The organism is Hominiventricola aquisgranensis (assembly GCF_040096225.1).
Lineage (GTDB): Bacteria > Bacillota > Clostridia > Lachnospirales > Lachnospiraceae > Hominiventricola > Hominiventricola aquisgranensis.
Genome location: NZ_JBBMFC010000002.1, coordinates 65,851 through 82,923 on the forward strand (window position 1 = coordinate 65,851; position 17,073 = coordinate 82,923).

Sequence of the window (17,073 nt, forward strand, 5' to 3'; positions counted from 1 at the left end):
AAGAAAGGGACTTACTATGGCAACAGATAGAGAACAGATCAAAGAATTTCTTGACATTGCTTCTGAACAGATGAAGATCTGGATGGACAGTATTGATGTAGAAGCTCTCAGTGCTGCAAAAAAACTGATCCTTGATGCAGAGGCAAACAAAAATCGTGTACACGTAACTGGTATTGGTAAACCAGGTCATGTGGCAGGTTACGCAGCATCTCTGCTTTCCAGTACTGCAACTCCGGCATACGAGCTGCACGGAACAGAGGCTGTACACGGAAGCTCAGGACAGGTTCTTCCGGGAGATGTAGTTATTGCAATCTCCAACAGTGGTGAGACCATGGAACTGAAAGCGACTGTAGAGACTTTGAAGAAAAACGGAGCAAAGATCATTGCTCTGACCGGAAAACCGGAATCCTGGCTTGCAAAAGCAGGTGATGTAGCACTGATCGCTGGTGTTGCACAGGAAGGTGACTCTATGAACAAGCCTCCTCGTGCATCCATCCTTGTTGAGATCATGATGCTGCAGTGCTTAAGCATTCTTCTTCAGAATGAGAAACATCTTGATCCGAAGCAGTATGTGAAGTGGCATCCAGGCGGATCTTTAGGAAAGAGCATTAGAGAAGGAGAAAAATAATTATGATGAAAATGGAAGGCATTATCACTCCGATCGTCACACCGTTCCACCGTGACGCAGAGCAGAGCATTAACTATGAGGCAACTGAAAAGCTGATCAACCACCTGATCGAGCATGGTGTAAACGGTATCTTCATCCTGGGAAGTAACGGTGAGTTCCATGTGATCGATGAGGATGAGAAGATTGAGATGACCAAACGTGTGGTTGAGATCGTTAACAAGAGAGTACCGGTATACGTAGGAACCGGATGCTGCTCTACCAGAGCAACTGTACGTCTCTCCCAGAAGGTAGAGGCAGCAGGAGCAGATGCACTTTCTGTTATCACTCCGTACTTCCTGAAACCGACCAACGAGAACCTGTACGCTCATTACAAAGCTGTTGCTGAGAGCGTTAATATTCCGATCGTTCTTTACAACATCCCGAAGGCTACTGGCTGCCCGCTTGATCCTGAACTGGTAGATCGTCTGGCTGATTTTGATAACATTCAGGGTATCAAAGATTCCAGCGGAGAGCTTGACAGACTGCAGGCTTATGCTGAAATCAGCAAACGTAAAGAGCTTCAGCTTCTGGTCGGAAGTGATTCCAAGATCTCTTATGCATATGGCCTGGGTGCAACCGGTGCTGTAGCTGGAACCAGTAACGTAATCGTTGACACTCTGGTAGGTCTTGACAAAGCACTTCGTGCAGGCGAGACTGAGAAAGCTGAGAAGCTTCAGAAAGATATTGATGTTCTCCGTGGCGTTCTGAAACTTGGAACTGTTCCGAGTGTTATGAAACGTGCAACCGAGCTGGCTGGTATTGCTGAGATTGGTCCGGCAAGAATGCCGGTACAGGAGCTGAGTGCTGCTGACGATGAGAAGATCAAAGAGATGCTGAAATACTACGGTCTGTAAGCTGAACCAAAACAAAAATTAAGGAAAAGAATATAACATGAGCGACTATGTAGTAATTGAAGAAGACCGCGTAAAGCTGGCATTATATACCGCAGGAAATCTGATTCTGACACTTGTGCTGATGTTTATCTGTGCAGAGTTCATGAACCGCATCTTCTATCTGGGTGTGTTTCTGGGTGCAACAGGTATCTGGTTTTCTGTAAAGTATATGTTCCGCTATGGGAAAAAGCTGTTTGCAGGAACGCCAGTGTGTGAGTTTAAGAAAAAAGAGCTTGTGATTCATTCCCTTCCCGGTAATGCAGTGACCATGCAGTACAGCAAGATCAAAGAAGTTAAAGTGCTTCGTGACTGGAAATCTGTGAAAATCTTTATTGCTTCCAGTGAGGTGAAACATCCGTCCGGTTGGAACTATGTAGGGGTTATCTGGCCTTTCCGCAGAAATGAGCTGGACAAGCTGGAAGCAGAAGTGATGCAGGTACTTTCCGCTCACAGGCTCAAAGTAGAAAAAGTAGAGAAAAAGTAGGAGGAGCTGTTATTATGCAGAAAATCGAAGTAACAAAGAGAATTGCAGACACTGGAGCAATGGCAATTGTACGTGTGAAGACGGTAGAGAGAGGATTCGAGATCGCTCAGGGATGCCTGGACGGTGGAATCGACTGTCTGGAGATCAGCTATACCCTTCCGAATGCAGGTGAGGTAATTGCTGCACTTCGTGAGAAATATGGTGACAAACTGGTAGTAGGTGCTGGTACTGTTCTGGATGCTGAGACCGCAAGACATGCAATCCTGGCTGGTGCACAGTTCATCATCGCTCCGAACCTGAGTAAAGAAGTTGCCATCGTTTGCAACCGTTATCAGATCCCGTATGCACCGGGCTGCACAAGTGTAACTGAGGCTGTTACCGGTCTTGAGTACGGTGCTGCATTTATCAAAGCATTCCCGATCTCTGATTTCTATGGTCCAAAGATGGTATCTGTATTCAAGACTCCGATCCCGTTCATGCCGATCCTGGCTTCCGGCGGAATCACTCTTGACAATCTGAATGATTATGTAAAGAGAGGCGTTGACTGCTGTGGATTCGGTGGACTTCTTACGAAAGGAACCACTGAGGAGATCGCTGCTAACGCTAAGAAGATCAAGACTATCATTGATGAGACTCGTGCAGCTATGTAACGAGTGCAAGTGAGTCAATGTGCTTGCACATTTGACGAACGACGAAGTTACTGAGTGAGCTATGCTCACGATGTAATACACGCAAGATAACATCAAGCGGTAATATTGATATGTTTATACAAAAATTCCGCAGGTATGGAATTTCCCGTACCTGCGGGATTTTTTTGCATGGATACTTCATTGAAAAAACAGAGCGGATATGATAGACTGCTACAGGAAGATTACGAAAGAACAGAGGATTTTTATGAGTATATTAAATGTAGAGCACTTAAGTCATGGATTTGGTGACCGCGCGATCTTTCAGGATGTGTCTTTTCGCCTGTTAAAAGGAGAACATATCGGTCTGATTGGCGCCAATGGTGAAGGAAAATCAACTTTCATGAGCATTATCACCGGAAAACTGCAGCCGGATGAAGGAAAGGTCGAATGGGCAAAAAATGTCCGTGTAGGATACTTGGATCAGCATACAGAACTGAAAAAGGGAATGACTGTAAGGGAGACTCTGGCCTCCGCTTTTGCATTTCTGTTTGATCTGGAAGAACAGATGAACCAGATGTATGATAAGATGGCAGATGCCACAGAGGAAGAGATGGCTTCTTATATGGAGGAGACTGGATTGATCCAGGAACTTCTGTCTGCCCATGATTTTTATATGATAGATGCAAAAGTAGAGGAAGTTGGCCGTGCACTTGGACTTGCAGAAGTTGGTCTGGACAGAGATGTGACGGAGTTAAGTGGTGGACAGAGAACAAAGGTACTTCTTGGTAAACTGCTGTTGGAGAAGCCGGATATTCTGTTGTTGGATGAGCCTACCAACTATCTGGATGTGGAACATATTGAGTGGCTGAAACGGTATCTCAATGATTATGAAAATGCATTTATCCTGATCTCCCATGATATTCCGTTCCTGAACAGTGTAGTCAACCTGATCTATCACATGGATAATCAGCAGTTGAATCGTTATGTGGGCGATTATGACAAGTTCCAGGAAGTTTACGCAGTGAAGAAAGCGCAGCTGGAGGCAGCCTACAATCGTCAGCAGAAGGAGATTGCGCAGTTAAAAGACTTTGTGGCGAGAAATAAGGCCCGGGTTTCTACAAGAAATATGGCCATGTCCCGCCAGAAGAAGCTGGATAAGATGGATGTAATCGAGCTGGCAGCAGAGAAACCAAAGCCGGAGTTTCATTTTAAAGAAGCACGTGTGCCGGGCAGATATATTTTTAAGACCAGTGAGCTGGTGATCGGTTATGATGAACCGCTGTCCGTTCCGCTGAATGTGGAGATGGAACGAGGAGAAAAACTGGTGCTTACAGGAGCCAACGGAATCGGTAAGACAACCCTCTTAAAGAGTATCCTTGGACTGATTCCGGTGCTGGGTGGCAGTGTGGAGCTGGGTGACTATCTGGAGATCGGTTATTTTGAGCAGGAGATGAGCCAGGATATTGAAACTACCTGTCTGGAAGAACTGTGGCAGGAGTTTCCGGCATACAGTCAATATGAGGCAAGATCTGCTCTTGCAAAATGTGGATTGACCACCAAGCATATTGAGAGTAAAGTAAGGGTGTTAAGTGGAGGTGAGCAGGCAAAGCTTCGCCTGTGCAAGCTGGTGAACCGCCAGAGTAATCTGCTTGTATTGGACGAGCCTACCAATCATCTGGATGTGGATGCTAAAGATGAACTGAAGCGAGCACTGCAGGAGTATCGTGGAAGTATTTTGATGGTGTGCCATGAGCCGGAATTCTATGAAGGACTGGCAACCAAGGTGTGGGACTGCAGTAAATGGACGACACGTGTGTAGGTGACAACTGCAGACAGATGGAAGAAAAATGGGAATGAACGAGAGGAGTGCATCAATATGGGAACTATTTCATATGGAAAACTGGTAATCATAGGAGCAGGAAATGTAGGAAGTGCGATCTTGAATTCAGTGCTTCGGATGAATATTCTGGATGATATTGTGGTAGTGAACCGCAATCAGAAGAAAGCACTGGGAGAGGTGCTGGATGCCAGCCATACCACTGCATTTGCGTACAGTGCCAATGCCAATATCCGTGTGGGTGGCTATGAGGAGTGTGCGGATGCGCAGATCATTGTGATCACTGCAGGTCCGAGCATTACACCGGGAAATTCCAGAGACCGCATGGTTCTGCTGGAGAAAAATGTAGATGTAATGAACAATATTATGGAACAGATTACCCGTTACACAAAGGATGCGATCATTATTGTTGTTTCCAATCCGCTGGATATTCTGACTTATATTGCGCAGAAGAAATTTGATTACCCGGCGAACAAGATATTCGGAACAGGAACTCTGCTGGATACAGCTCGATTTAACAAGATGCTGGGTGATCTGTGTGGTGTGGATGCTAAAAATGTTACCGGATTTGTGCTGGGAGAGCATGGATCGACCTCCTTTATTCCATGGAACACAGTTAATATTGTAGGGGTTCCGTTCGATGAATTCGAAAAGCAGTTTGAACTGAAGGAAAAGCTGGATAAGGAGAAGCTTCTTCATGATACAAAGGTGATCGGACTGGATATTGTAGAACTGAAAGGTTACACCAGTTCTGGTGTGGCATTAAGTGCCTGCCGTCTGATCGGAAGTATCGTCCGTAATGAAAAATCCGTGGTTCCGGTGTCTACGGTGGTATCCGGCCAGTATGGAATGAACGGCGTTGCCATGAGCCTGCCATGTGTTATATCCAAGAACGGCATTGATCGGATCCTGGAGGTTCCGTTGGATGAAGAGGGAAAACGGGATCTGGAGAAATGCTATCATTACCTGAAATCTACGATTGAAAGTGTATATACGGAATAAAAAGATTCATATGAGCGAAAAGATATCGTTCTATGCACTGGACAAGTGAAAATGGTTCGTGCATAAAATGAAATCGATTCATTGACAAATGAAAATGGGTGGAGTATCATAAGCATCGTTATATGGAACTTCGCAATGACGAGGACGAGTAACTGGAAGGAAATCTACAGAGAGCTGCGATTGGTGGAATGCAGTGAGGAAGCTTCAGCGAAAATCACCTCTGAGCATCTGAGTCGAGAAGCAAAACAAAAATACCGCGTAGATTCAGACGGTTGACAGTCGTTATTCTGTCGCTCATTATAAGATGAGAAACGAGTGGTCATGAAAATGACAAAAAGAGTGGTACCGCAGAGGATAGAAACCTTTGTCTCTTTATAGGGGCAGAGGTTTTTTTATGCCGGAATGTGAAGAAGCATATACAAATAGGGAAGAGAAAGAGGAGACTGAAATGAAAGTACTTAAGAAAATCACCGATTTTGTAAGCCGTTATATGGCTGCCATCGTAATCCTGATGGCTTTGGTTGCATTATTTGCACCATCAACTGTAAGCTTTATCAAAACAAGCTATGTAAACACATTACTTGGAATTGTAATGTTTGGTATGGGACTGACCCTCAAACCTGGCGACTTTAAGGTTGTGTTCAGCCGTCCGAAGGATGTTATCATTGGATGTGTTGCACAATTCACCGTTATGCCACTGCTGGCATTTGGTCTGACAAAAGTATTTAACTTAAGCCCGGAGCTGGCCGTTGGTGTGATCCTGGTAGGTACCTGCCCGGGAGGAACTTCTTCCAACGTTATGACATACCTGTCCAAAGGTGATGTGGCACTGTCCGTTGGTATGACCTCTGTATCCACTATCCTGGCACCGTTCCTGACTCCGCTTCTGACCAAGCTGTATGCCGGACAGACTGTAGATGTTAACGTAGTAAGCATGTTCATATCCATCATCAAAGTTGTGATCGTACCGATCCTGCTTGGATTTATTATCAATCATTTCTTTAAGAAATTTACAGAAGCTGCAGTTGAGGTCCTTCCATTGATCTCCACTACGGCAATCGTGGCAATCGTAGCAGCTGTTGTATCTGCAAACTCTGCAAAGATCATGACCTGTGGTCTCCTGATCATCGGTGTAGTGATTCTCCACAATGTACTTGGCTATCTGGTTGGTTATGCAGTTGGCCGTGTGCTCAAACTGGATGAGAGCAAATGCCGTGCAATCTCTATTGAGGTTGGTATGCAGAACTCCGGTCTGGCTACTTCACTGGCAACCGTACATTTCGCACAGTATCCGCTGGCAACCATTCCGGGAGCTGTATTCAGTGTATGGCATAATGTATCCGGTGCGATCCTTGCAAACTTCTATGCAAGAACTGCTGAGAAGAAAAATGCATAAGTAAAAACAAAGAAAAGATCTGCGTTGTGAGAGCATTACAATGCAGATCTTTTTTTGTAGTGCGGAAAATATGCGCTGCATCTTCCGTTGTGCATACAGCGATAACATGTTATAATTTTTAAAATAATGAGCTACTATAATAAAATCGTGGAGGATATAACATGGCAAAACAGGTTGACATTATAGCGCTGGGAGAACTGTTGATTGATTTTACAGAAGCAGGACAGAGTAAAGACGGAAGACGGTTGTTTGAGCAGAATCCGGGCGGAGCTCCGGCGAATCTTCTGACCGTGGCAAGCCACATGGGATACAGCACTGCATTTATAGGTAAAGTGGGTGCCGATATGCATGGGGCATTTCTGAAGAAAACACTGGAAAAAGAAGGAATCAGTACAGATGCGGTCATTGAGGATCCTGATTATTTTACTACACTGGCATTTGTGGCGATCGACGAGAGCGGCGAACGGGAGTTTTCCTTTGCAAGAAAACCAGGTGCAGATACACAGCTTACCAAAGAGGAACTGGATCAAAGATTATTATCTGATTGCAGGATTTTTCATTTTGGATCTCTGTCACTGACGGATGAACCGGCAAGAGGAACTACAATGGAAGCAGCAGCCATTGCAAAAAGGGCAGGTGCGGTGATCTCCTATGATCCGAATTATCGTGCATCGCTCTGGAAAGATGAGAAGACGGCGGTGGAGGGAATGAAGTCGGCAATTCCACTGGCTGATGTGATGAAGGTATCCGATGAAGAGTGTCTGCTGATGACCGGAGCTGCAACTTACGAGGAAGCAGCAGATCAGCTTCTTGCCATGGGACCAAAGCTGGTGGCAGTGACACTGGGCGGTGACGGTGTGCTGGTGGCAACAAAAGAAGGAAAACAGAGAGTACAGGGATTTAAAGTTCCGGTTGTGGATACAACAGGCGCAGGCGATTCCTTCTGGGGTGGATTCTTAAGCGGATTCCTTGCACTTCATAAAAAGGTAGAAGATCTGACGCAGGAAGAGATCGCAAGATGTGCGATTCAGGGAAATGCAACAGCTGGTCTGTGTGTACAGAAGCGTGGTGGTATTCCGGCGATTCCGACCAGAGAAGAAGTGGAAAAACAATTGGAAGAGGTCACTGCATGAACGAATTATATGAAGCAATCGAACTGAAAATAAAGAGTTCCGGGTATCCACGGAAAATTTCCGGTGCAGATGTGTACAATGATATCTGCGATCAGATCGAAGGAAAAGAAAATGGAACCTATCTTCTGTTATCTAAGTTTGAAGAAGATGTGGTCTTTGAGTATCACATCACGATTCAGGATGAGAACTTTAATCTGGGCATCCTGACCATGCGCACACCGGAAGGTGTGTTTGAAGTAGATTTTGATGCAGAATAGCTATAGAGAAAGAGACAACGACCAGGAGGATAGAACATGAGAATTGGTATTTTAGGATATGGAAATCTTGGAAGAGGCGTAGAGTGTGCAATCAAGCAGAATCCGGACATGGAGCTTGCCGCAGTGTTTACCAGACGTGCACCGGAGAAGGTATCTATTCTGACAAAGAATGCAGAGGTTTGTTCTGTGAATGATATAGAACAGTGGAAGGATAAAATTGATGTGTTGATCCTCTGCGGTGGAAGTGCAACGGATCTTCCGGAACAGACACCAAAGTATGCAGAGTTATTTAATGTGATAGATAGTTTTGATACCCACGCAAGGATTCCGGAGCATTTCGATGATGTGGATGCAGCAGCAAAGAAGAGTGGTCATATCGGAATCATTTCTGTAGGCTGGGATCCAGGTATGTTTTCGCTGAACCGTATGTATGCAAATGCAATTCTTCCAGAAGGAAAGGATTATACTTTCTGGGGCAAAGGTGTCAGCCAGGGACACTCTGATGCGATCCGTCGTGTAGAGGGCGTAAAAGATGGCAAGCAGTATACCATACCGGTAGAGTCTGCGCTGGAGGCAGTGCGAAATGGAGAAAATCCGGAGCTTACTACCAGACAGAAACATACCAGAGAGTGTTTTGTGGTTCTGGAAGAAGGTGCTGATGCAGCAAAAGTAGAAGAGACCATTAAGACTATGCCAAACTATTTTGCAGATTATGACACGACGGTTCATTTTATCAGCGAAGAAGAACTGCAGAAGAATCACAGCGGAATTCCGCATGGCGGTTTTGTAATCCGTTCCGGAAAGACTGGCTGGGATCTGGAGCACAATCATGTGATCGAGTATAGCCTGAAGCTGGATTCCAACCCGGAATTCACTTCCTGTGTGATCGTTGCCTATGCAAGAGCTGCATATCGTCTGTATCAGGAAGGACAGAGAGGCTGCAAGACGGTATTTGATATTGCACCGGCATATTTGAGTGCAAAAGATGGTGCAGAACTTCGGAGAACACTTCTGTAAATAATGAAATATATGAATACCGCAAGATCCATGGATCTTGCGGTATTCATATATATAGTATATTATAAAGTCGAGATTTCATGGAAAAACAGATATAATATCAATAATCATAAATACAAAGAATATCAAAGTGGACAGATTAAGAGTGAAACTGATTTCTTGGCAAGAATGGAGGAGATGGAACGCAATGGGTGATAAAAAAATATATGTAATTGCAAAGATTTTTGATCAACAAGGCTGTATTGCATACCGTTGTAAAACAGTTAACGAAGCGAGGTGCCTTCCTGGAACCTTGGAGGCGATTCGTGAAGAAGGTGTTCAAATTGTTGTGCTGGATGATCCGGAAATCTATGCAGAGTATGCACCATACAATTATATTGAGAATGTCAAAGACTTTGTTTATCAGGTTGGAAGACTTAATAAAGCATCTTAGGCCAGGTCTGCAAAGACCTGGTAATTTTTTTGAAAGAAACTGCCACCTTCATGCATATGTTAGATGTAAGGCCTTAAGGAGAGAAGATATATATGTCGAAAGAAGAATTTGCAGTTTTTGCCGGAAAGTACATGGATATGATCTATCGGGTGGCATATAGCTGGACGAAAAATTCCCATGATGCAAATGATGTGACGCAGGAAGTTCTGATACAACTGTACAAGACAACGAAGGAATTTGAATCAGATTCCCATATGAAAAACTGGCTGATCAGAGTCACGGTCAATCAATGCAAAATGCTGTTTCGTTCCCCGCGGAATCACATGGAAGATATTGAAGACTATGCGGAGACACTGGGGTTTGAAGATAAGAGTTATCTGGATCTGTTCTGTGCAGTCATGAAGCTGGACAAGAAGTATCGGGTTCCGCTACTGTTATTTTACTATGAAGGATATTCCACTCAGGAGATTGCTGATCTGTTAGGTCTACCCGGAAAGACCGTCAGCACCAGACTTTTCCGTGCAAAAACAAAACTGAAAGTGTATTTGAAGGAGGAGTAAAAGGATGACAGACAGAGAAAAATTTCAAAAGACATTCAGCAAATTGCATGCTTCTCCTGATCTGTTGACGGAGGTAGTGGAGATGGCAGAAGAAAAGCAGGTTATAACGAAAAAGAGAAGATATCATATTCCGAAGGCAGCTGTGGCAGCGATTGCATGTGTGGTTGTTCTGGGTTCTGGGACGGCAGCTTATGCCATGAATGTGGGCGGAATCCAGAGAACCATTCAGATCTGGATCCATGGAGATCAGACCGATGCCCAGTTTGTTGTGGAAGATGGAAGTTATACACTTGATTATGAAGATGAGAACGGCGAAGCAGTACACAGAGGTGGAGGCGGCGTTGCCATTGAAGACGATGGAACTGAGCGGTCACTGACAGAAGAGGAACTGATGGAAGAGATCAACAGTCCGGAAGTGGAGTATGAGGAAGACGGCAGTGTATGGATTTACTACAAAAATCAGAAGATGGACATTACTGACAAATTTGAAGATGGCGTCTGCTATGTGGAACTGAAAGATGGAGATACGATCCAGTATATGACTGTCAAATATCAGAATGGATATGCATTGAGTCCGGAACGTTATCTGACACCAGGAGAATTTAACTGAGTTTATCCTTGTGAAAAACTTAAAATATCGGTATACTGTAGAAGATATTTCAAACAGATGGAGGATCACAGCATGGATACCATGACAGGACGTAACGTAGGAAAAACCTGCCGTACACATTACAGAGGAACTTTTAATGATGGAACACAGTTTGATTCATCTTATGACCGCGGGGAACCGTTGGAGTTTGTCTGCGGAGCAGGTCAGATGATCAAAGGATTTGACGCAGCAGTAGCTGATATGGAAGTGGGAGAGGTAAAAGAGATTCATCTGATGCCGGAAGAAGCATATGGAATGCCGAATCCGGAAGCTATCATCAAGGTTGAGATTGCTCAGCTTCCTGGATCAGAAGATCTTCAGATTGGTCAGCAGATATACCTGAGCAACCAGTATGGTCAGCAGTTTCCGGTGAAAGTAACAGAGAAGGATGAGACCATGATCACCTTTGACGCTAACCATGAGATGGCAGGAAAAGAGTTGAATTTCAAGATTGAGCTTGTGGAAGTAAAATAGTTTCTGAAAATCTGGACAGACTACACTGCAAAGGATGTAAAAGCAGCTACATCAGCAGGAGGCAGTCATGAAGGAAAAGAAAAAGACAAACCAGCAGCTCATTGATGACTATGATTATCTAGCAAATGCAGCCTCGGTGCACGACTGTACTGGTCTCATACCTGGAGCACCGGTAAATGATGCACAGCGTGAGGCTTATGAAGAGATTTATCCATATAAGCCGCCAGAAGTAGAGTCGCAGAAGCCAGATAAAAAGTGAATCAGAAATGTACTGACAAAATGTCCGAGTTCGTATTAAAAATTGAAAATGCGATCTCGGACATTTGTCAATATGTTAAAACGGTAATCCAAATCAGTACTAGTTAGAGAAAAGAGAAGGAAAAATGCGATATTTAAAACCACACTATTATGATAAATTTGTCTGTACGGCAGCTGATTGTCCGGACACTTGTTGTGCCGGATGGCAGATTATGATCGATGAGGATTCACTGGATCGATACGGAAAAGAACCGGGAGAGTTTGGAAAACGTCTGCGGAATTCTATCGACTGGGAAGAGGAGTGCTTTTATCAAAACAACAGCCGCTGTGCATTTCTAAATGATAAGAATCTATGTGAGCTCTACAAGGAACTGGGGCCGGATGCACTCTGTGATACATGTCGCATGTATCCAAGACATACGGAAGAATATGAGGGGCTCCGGGAGCTATCATTGTCTCTTTCCTGTCCGGAAGCTGCAAGGATCATGCTATCCTGCAAAGATCCGGTTCGGTTTCTGGAAGAGGAGACAGAGGAAGAGGATGATTTTGAAGAGTTTGATTTCATGATGTTTTCCCAGTTGGAGGATACCAGAGATGTTCTCTTTTCTGTTATACAGGACAGAAAGATTCCATTGACTCTTCGGATGGCAGTGTCAGAACAACTGGCACAGAGCTATCAGATCTGTATGGAAGAGGGACAGGAGTTTGATATTGACGAGCTTCTACGGGATTGCCTGCGCCATCAGAAAGAGAAAACTCTGCAGGAATTTGTGACAAAATGTCTTTCTGAAAAAGGCGTGGATGCTGCATCCTTTCATCAGTGGGAGAAGCAAAAAGAAGAACTTCAGGTGCTTCGCAGACTGGAACGTTTGCGTCCGACATGGGATAAGGTGCTTGGTGACGCTGACAGATGGCTTTATCAGGGAAACGAAGAAAATTATCGGCAGATCTGTGAAGAATTTCATCGAATGTACGGAGCACTGAGTGACCATAAAGAAGAATGGGAAAATCTGGGTGAGCAGCTTCTGATGTTCTTTGTCTATACATATTTTTGTGGAGCCGTCTATGACGATATGGTCTGTTCCAAGATGGAGCTGGCATTATTTTCGGTTCGTTGGATCCAGGAGTTCCTGATCACGCGGTGGCTGGAAAATGGTAAACAGCTTTCTATGCAGGATGTGGAACAGATATCTTGCTGGTATGCACGGGAAATTGAACATTCCGATGATAATTTAAATGCCCTGGAAGACTGGCTGTTTGAAACATATGCACCGGAAGGATGTGTACTGGAAGAAGAATAAAGTATTTTATTCGGTTGTTATTGACTCGGTTGAAACCGAATAAAAATTGACATTTATGTATATCTTTATTATACTAAGTACATGGAGGATTCTGCGTATGTTTTATGGAAGAGAAATCGAAAGAAAAAAACTGTGTACTATGTTTCAGACAGATGGACAGATGATTTCACTGATTTATGGAAGACGACGGATTGGAAAAAGTGAGCTTATTAAGCAGGTGCTAAAAGAAACAGAGATAAAAAGTATTTATTATGAGTGTAAGCAAACGACAGAACAGAATAATGTAGACAGTCTGGCAGAACTTATCAGTGAACTGTTTGAATTCCCCAAACCTGCATTTGAAAATATGGAAGTTTTGTTGCAGTTTCTGTTCCAAAAAGCGGAAAAAGAACAGTTGATCCTTGTTCTTGATGAATATCCTTATTTGCGTGAGAACTCAAAGGGACTTGACAGCATTTTACAATCAGTTATAGATCACTATAAAGATACTTCGAATATGAAGCTGATTGTCTGTGGATCTTATGTGGATACGATGAAGGCGCTTCTGGAAAAACAGAATCCGTTGTATGGAAGAATTGATCTTACACTTAATCTGAAACCGATGGATTACTATGAATCGGCATTGTTTTATTCTGAATTTTCAGATGAAGATAAGGTAAGATTATTCAGTGTGTTTGGGGGGATCCCGTATTATAACCGATTGATCAATTCTGGAAAAAGTGTGCGGGACAACATCATAGATTTGATCGCTTCTCCGGGTGCACGTCTGGAGAATGAAGTATCTATGTATCTGAATTCAGAAATTTCGAAAATTACAAATGCGAATGAAGTTTTTGAAGCACTCGCAAAAGGATTTTCCCGATATAAGGATATTTTGGATCAGTCGAATGTTTCAAGTGGACCGGCATTGATTGACATTCTTGATAAACTGATGCGTATGGATGTTGTTGCAAAAGAAGCCCCTATTAACGATGAAAACAACAAGAAAAAATCAGGATATTTTATTTCGGATAATCTGTCTTTATTTTATTATAAATATATTTTTAGAAATATGTCGAGACTGAATATTATGGACCCTGATGTTTTCTATGACAGATATATTTCAGATGATTTTGAAACGAAATATGTGCCGAAAAGTTTTGAACGGATCTGCAAACAGTATCTGATCAGAAAAAATCGAAAAGGTCTGATGGATGAGATCTTTGAAAAGATAGGAAAATATTATTATGATGATCCTGCTGAAAAGAAGAACGGGGAATTTGATATTGTAACACAAGATGACAGGGGGTATATTTTCTATGAAGCAAAATTCAGAAAAGATCCTGTCACAGAGAGTATTGTTCAAAATGAAATTCGGCAGGTAGAACAAACTGGTCTGAAATGTTATAAATATGGTTTTTTTTCAAGAGGGGGATTTACTTGTGAAAAAGAAGAAAATCGCATATTGATTGAATTAAGTGAATTGTATAGATGAGGAGCATTGAAATGATATTACAGATTATGATTTTATTATTAGGATTTGTCCTGCTGGTAAAGGGGGCGGACTGGTTTGTGGAAGGTGCAGCCAGTATTGCAAGGAAGCTTGGTATTCCACAGTTGATCGTGGGTCTCACGATTGTTGCCATGGGAACCAGTATGCCGGAAGCAGCTGTCAGTATTACGGCAGCTTTGAATGGTAATGCAGGAATTACCATTGGAAATGTAATTGGGAGCAACATTCTGAATGTATTTTTGATTCTTGGAATCACAGCAGTGATCACCAATGTTGCGATTCAGAAATCAACGTTATATTATGAGATTCCTTTTATGACAGCCATTACAGTTGTAATGATGATATTTGGGAAGACAGCCGCATCCATTCCATTTTCGGAGGGCGTGATTTTCTGGATTCTATTTATTCTGTTTCTGGTGTATCTATTTATTATGGCGAAAAAAGGGACAGGGCAGGAAGAAGAGGAAGCAAGAAATATTCCTGTATGGAAATGCATCCTTTTTATGGTGATCGGCGGATTTATGGTTGTGAAGGGCAGTGATCTTGCAGTGAGCGGGGCATCTGAAATTGCTAGATATTTTGGAATGAGTGAGCGATTTATCGGTCTGACCATCGTTGCATTTGGTACATCTCTTCCAGAGCTGGTGACTTCTGTGATGGCGGCGAAGAAAGGTAATGTAGGGATTGCCATTGGAAATATTGTGGGAAGTAATATCTTCAATATTTTATTTGTCATCGGAACAACAGCACTTATCTGTACGGTTCCATTTGAACCCAAATTCCTGATTGATTCCGGAGTGGCCGTGTTCAGCGGTATATTACTGTGGGTTGGCACGTTCAGACATAAGGAACTTCGAAGATCTTGCGGAATTGTAATGTTGCTGTGTTATGCGGCATATTTTGCATATTTATGCATGTAAGTAATAATATAGTGTGATGCTGCTGTGGATTTTGGGCAGACGTTTTGAATGATTTGTTTTAGGAATTCCTCTTTACAGAATGCCGGATGACATGATATGATATATGTATATATGACCGGCTAACGATTACTCTAGACATCGGTGAATTCACCGGGGCCGAAGAAGCAAAACCTGGAAAGGCATCTTTTTCAGGAAGAAACTGACAGGCAAAAGGAAGGTAATCTCACGGAACTCTGGAGAGAATGGAATCATTCCATCGCCTACGTGGCTATAACCAACTGGCAAAAGGACAGAGGGCAACAGATGTACAATAAGGCATCTGTGCGCTCTGTTTTTGTTTGTTTTAAAACAAAGTGCATCATATATGGAGATGCAATAAGACAAATGGAGGATAGAATAAACAATGAGAATGATGTTGGTTGGAGCCGGAGCAGTCGGTGAAAGTATGTTGAAGATTTTAAAATGGCGCGATCCAAAGGGAGAATGGCTGTCTTATGTGCTGGTGGGGGACTATGATGCTTCCAGAGCGCAGGAGGTAGTGGATCTTCTGGCAGATGAGCGCTTTTCTTATGCGCAGATCAATGCAACAGACAAGGAACAGATGAAGGACCTGATCCAGGATCATAAGATTGACTTTGTGATGGATGCGGCACCGCCATTTGCCAGTAACTATATTTTTGATGCTGCCTATGAAGCCGGAGCTAATTATGCCAATATGGGAACCTGGTCTGTTCCTATGGAGGAACCAGCATATGGCCTTGGAATTGAGAACAGCTACACGGAACCTATGACAAAATATAATTTTGATCGGCATGAACAGTGGAAGAAAAAGGGACAGATGGCAGTGATCTGTCTTGGTATCGATCCGGGTGTGGTCAATGTCTTTGCAAAGTATGCGGCAACCCATCTGTTTGACAGGATGACAGAAGCACATGTGAAAGATGGTGGAAATCTTTCTGTGCCAGGAGCAGACCCGGATGCGATCCAGTTTGGATTCAATGTATGGACGGTTCTGGATGAAGTGATGAATCCCAATGTGGAGTATGATCAGGAAAAGGGCGGACTTATTGTAGAAAAAGCCTTTGCCGGCCAGGAGACATTTCTGATGCCGGATGGAGTCGGTGAAAATACACTGGTTAAAGTAGAGCATGAGGAAGTTGTGACATTTGCCCGTTTTCTGAAGCAGTATGGACTTAAAAAGGCAACGTTCAAGATCAGCCTTGATGACAATCTGATCACAGCACTGAAGGTGATCGATCATCTGGGCCTTCGCAGTCTGAAGCCGGTGCAGGTGGGCAATGTGAAGGTGGTTCCGAGAGATGTGGTAGCAGCCTGTGCACCGCAGCCGAAAGACATCGGAACGGAAATGATTGGTGAGATGCTGGTGGGCGTACATTGTATCGGAGAAAAAGACGGCGCAAGAAAAGAGTATTTCCTGTATCAGAATTTTGATAATCAGGCATCAATGGCACGTTGGGGTTCTCAGGCAGTAGTGGCTCAGACCGGATTTGGCGCAGCACTGGCAATTGAACTGATCGGCAGAGAAATCTGGAAAGAAGCCGGAGTCTTCTCACCGGAATATTTTGATCCGGAACCTTATCTGAAGTTGATGGATGAGACTGGATATGAATGGCATGTGATGGAACTGCCAGTAAAAGAAAAGTAAGAAAA

18 protein-coding genes, 1 pseudogene, 1 riboswitch and 1 other annotated feature are annotated in these 17,073 nt (G+C 43.5%); all 19 genes and pseudogenes read left to right on the forward strand.

The window, feature by feature from the left end; translation table 11 throughout:
- The first annotated feature begins 16 nt into the window (after positions 1-16).
- On the forward strand, positions 17-628 hold the full coding sequence (locus WMO62_RS01315) for an SIS domain-containing protein (RefSeq protein ID WP_118440813.1): 612 nt from the start codon (positions 17-19) through the stop codon (positions 626-628).
- A gap of 2 nt (positions 629-630) precedes the next feature.
- Positions 631-1,521, forward strand: a complete 891-nt coding sequence (gene dapA, locus WMO62_RS01320) for a 4-hydroxy-tetrahydrodipicolinate synthase (protein ID WP_349143546.1) — start codon at positions 631-633, stop codon at positions 1,519-1,521.
- A 37-nt stretch (positions 1,522-1,558) separates the two neighbouring features.
- Entirely contained in the window at positions 1,559-2,044 is a 486-nt protein-coding gene (locus WMO62_RS01325; protein ID WP_118511828.1) for a hypothetical protein, read from the forward strand.
- A 14-nt stretch (positions 2,045-2,058) separates the two neighbouring features.
- The gene (locus WMO62_RS01330; protein ID WP_117497920.1) at positions 2,059-2,694 is read left to right on the forward strand and encodes a beta/alpha barrel domain-containing protein; all 636 of its coding nucleotides are present in this window, start codon (positions 2,059-2,061) and stop codon (positions 2,692-2,694) included.
- Positions 2,695-2,938: 244 nt separating this feature from the next.
- Entirely contained in the window at positions 2,939-4,492 is a 1,554-nt protein-coding gene (locus WMO62_RS01335; RefSeq protein WP_118596273.1) for an ABC-F family ATP-binding cassette domain-containing protein, read from the forward strand.
- A gap of 57 nt (positions 4,493-4,549) precedes the next feature.
- Complete coding sequence (locus WMO62_RS01340; RefSeq protein ID WP_349143547.1) at positions 4,550-5,512, forward strand: L-lactate dehydrogenase; 963 nt, start codon at positions 4,550-4,552, stop codon at positions 5,510-5,512.
- A 126-nt stretch (positions 5,513-5,638) separates the two neighbouring features.
- Positions 5,639-5,887 (forward strand) — a binding site (T-box leader).
- Between the two features lie 73 nt (positions 5,888-5,960).
- On the forward strand, positions 5,961-6,908 hold the full coding sequence (locus WMO62_RS01345; RefSeq protein ID WP_349143548.1) for a bile acid:sodium symporter family protein: 948 nt from the start codon (positions 5,961-5,963) through the stop codon (positions 6,906-6,908).
- Positions 6,909-7,069: 161 nt separating this feature from the next.
- Positions 7,070-8,041, forward strand: a complete 972-nt coding sequence (locus WMO62_RS01350) for a carbohydrate kinase family protein (protein ID WP_349143549.1) — start codon at positions 7,070-7,072, stop codon at positions 8,039-8,041.
- Entirely contained in the window at positions 8,038-8,298 is a 261-nt protein-coding gene (locus WMO62_RS01355; protein WP_349143550.1) for a hypothetical protein, read from the forward strand. The genes WMO62_RS01350 and WMO62_RS01355 overlap by 4 nt, the downstream gene beginning before the upstream one ends.
- Before the next feature lie 36 nt (positions 8,299-8,334).
- Positions 8,335-9,315: a diaminopimelate dehydrogenase gene (locus tag WMO62_RS01360; protein ID WP_349143551.1), complete on the forward strand. Its 981-nt coding sequence runs from the start codon at positions 8,335-8,337 to the stop codon at positions 9,313-9,315.
- Between the two features lie 187 nt (positions 9,316-9,502).
- Positions 9,503-9,748, forward strand: a complete 246-nt coding sequence (locus WMO62_RS01365; RefSeq protein ID WP_117497932.1) for a DUF6718 family protein — start codon at positions 9,503-9,505, stop codon at positions 9,746-9,748.
- A gap of 92 nt (positions 9,749-9,840) precedes the next feature.
- The gene (locus WMO62_RS01370) at positions 9,841-10,308 is read left to right on the forward strand and encodes an RNA polymerase sigma factor (protein ID WP_349143552.1); all 468 of its coding nucleotides are present in this window, start codon (positions 9,841-9,843) and stop codon (positions 10,306-10,308) included.
- Between the two features lie 4 nt (positions 10,309-10,312).
- Complete coding sequence (locus WMO62_RS01375; RefSeq protein WP_349143553.1) at positions 10,313-10,918, forward strand: hypothetical protein; 606 nt, start codon at positions 10,313-10,315, stop codon at positions 10,916-10,918.
- A gap of 81 nt (positions 10,919-10,999) precedes the next feature.
- Positions 11,000-11,431, forward strand: a pseudogene (locus WMO62_RS01380) (FKBP-type peptidyl-prolyl cis-trans isomerase); the annotation flags it as partial.
- A 67-nt stretch (positions 11,432-11,498) separates the two neighbouring features.
- A complete protein-coding gene (locus WMO62_RS01385) occupies positions 11,499-11,690 on the forward strand; it encodes a hypothetical protein (protein ID WP_117497940.1) in 192 nt (63 codons plus the stop codon).
- 124 nt (positions 11,691-11,814) lie between these two features.
- Positions 11,815-12,990, forward strand: coding sequence for a flagellin lysine-N-methylase (fliB, locus tag WMO62_RS01390; protein WP_349143554.1), 1,176 nt, complete (start codon positions 11,815-11,817; stop codon positions 12,988-12,990).
- Between the two features lie 97 nt (positions 12,991-13,087).
- Complete coding sequence (locus WMO62_RS01395; RefSeq protein WP_349143555.1) at positions 13,088-14,464, forward strand: ATP-binding protein; 1,377 nt, start codon at positions 13,088-13,090, stop codon at positions 14,462-14,464.
- Positions 14,465-14,475: 11 nt separating this feature from the next.
- Complete coding sequence (locus tag WMO62_RS01400; protein ID WP_118440824.1) at positions 14,476-15,402, forward strand: calcium/sodium antiporter; 927 nt, start codon at positions 14,476-14,478, stop codon at positions 15,400-15,402.
- A 223-nt stretch (positions 15,403-15,625) separates the two neighbouring features.
- Positions 15,626-15,705, forward strand: a riboswitch (glycine riboswitch).
- Between the two features lie 100 nt (positions 15,706-15,805).
- Positions 15,806-17,068: a saccharopine dehydrogenase family protein gene (locus tag WMO62_RS01405; protein ID WP_349143556.1), complete on the forward strand. Its 1,263-nt coding sequence runs from the start codon at positions 15,806-15,808 to the stop codon at positions 17,066-17,068.
- Positions 17,069-17,073 lie beyond the last annotated feature (5 nt).

Bases quoted from the DNA above. Each gene is read 5' to 3' on its own strand.
- fliB (WP_349143554.1), top strand. From the start codon at position 11,815: ATGCGATATTTAAAACCACACTATTATGATAAATTTGTCTGTACGGCA.
- WMO62_RS01400 (WP_118440824.1), top strand. From the start codon at position 14,476: ATGATATTACAGATTATGATTTTATTATTAGGATTTGTCCTGCTGGTA.
- WMO62_RS01365 (WP_117497932.1), top strand. From the start codon at position 9,503: ATGGGTGATAAAAAAATATATGTAATTGCAAAGATTTTTGATCAACAA.
- WMO62_RS01375 (WP_349143553.1), top strand. From the start codon at position 10,313: ATGACAGACAGAGAAAAATTTCAAAAGACATTCAGCAAATTGCATGCT.
- WMO62_RS01350 (WP_349143549.1), top strand. From the start codon at position 7,070: ATGGCAAAACAGGTTGACATTATAGCGCTGGGAGAACTGTTGATTGAT.
- WMO62_RS01325 (WP_118511828.1), top strand. From the start codon at position 1,559: ATGAGCGACTATGTAGTAATTGAAGAAGACCGCGTAAAGCTGGCATTA.
- WMO62_RS01405 (WP_349143556.1), top strand. From the start codon at position 15,806: ATGAGAATGATGTTGGTTGGAGCCGGAGCAGTCGGTGAAAGTATGTTG.
- WMO62_RS01395 (WP_349143555.1), top strand. From the start codon at position 13,088: ATGTTTTATGGAAGAGAAATCGAAAGAAAAAAACTGTGTACTATGTTT.
- WMO62_RS01330 (WP_117497920.1), top strand. From the start codon at position 2,059: ATGCAGAAAATCGAAGTAACAAAGAGAATTGCAGACACTGGAGCAATG.
- WMO62_RS01340 (WP_349143547.1), top strand. From the start codon at position 4,550: ATGGGAACTATTTCATATGGAAAACTGGTAATCATAGGAGCAGGAAAT.
- WMO62_RS01370 (WP_349143552.1), top strand. From the start codon at position 9,841: ATGTCGAAAGAAGAATTTGCAGTTTTTGCCGGAAAGTACATGGATATG.
- WMO62_RS01345 (WP_349143548.1), top strand. From the start codon at position 5,961: ATGAAAGTACTTAAGAAAATCACCGATTTTGTAAGCCGTTATATGGCT.
- WMO62_RS01360 (WP_349143551.1), top strand. From the start codon at position 8,335: ATGAGAATTGGTATTTTAGGATATGGAAATCTTGGAAGAGGCGTAGAG.
- dapA (WP_349143546.1), top strand. From the start codon at position 631: ATGATGAAAATGGAAGGCATTATCACTCCGATCGTCACACCGTTCCAC.
- WMO62_RS01355 (WP_349143550.1), top strand. From the start codon at position 8,038: ATGAACGAATTATATGAAGCAATCGAACTGAAAATAAAGAGTTCCGGG.
- WMO62_RS01315 (WP_118440813.1), top strand. From the start codon at position 17: ATGGCAACAGATAGAGAACAGATCAAAGAATTTCTTGACATTGCTTCT.
- WMO62_RS01385 (WP_117497940.1), top strand. From the start codon at position 11,499: ATGAAGGAAAAGAAAAAGACAAACCAGCAGCTCATTGATGACTATGAT.
- WMO62_RS01335 (WP_118596273.1), top strand. From the start codon at position 2,939: ATGAGTATATTAAATGTAGAGCACTTAAGTCATGGATTTGGTGACCGC.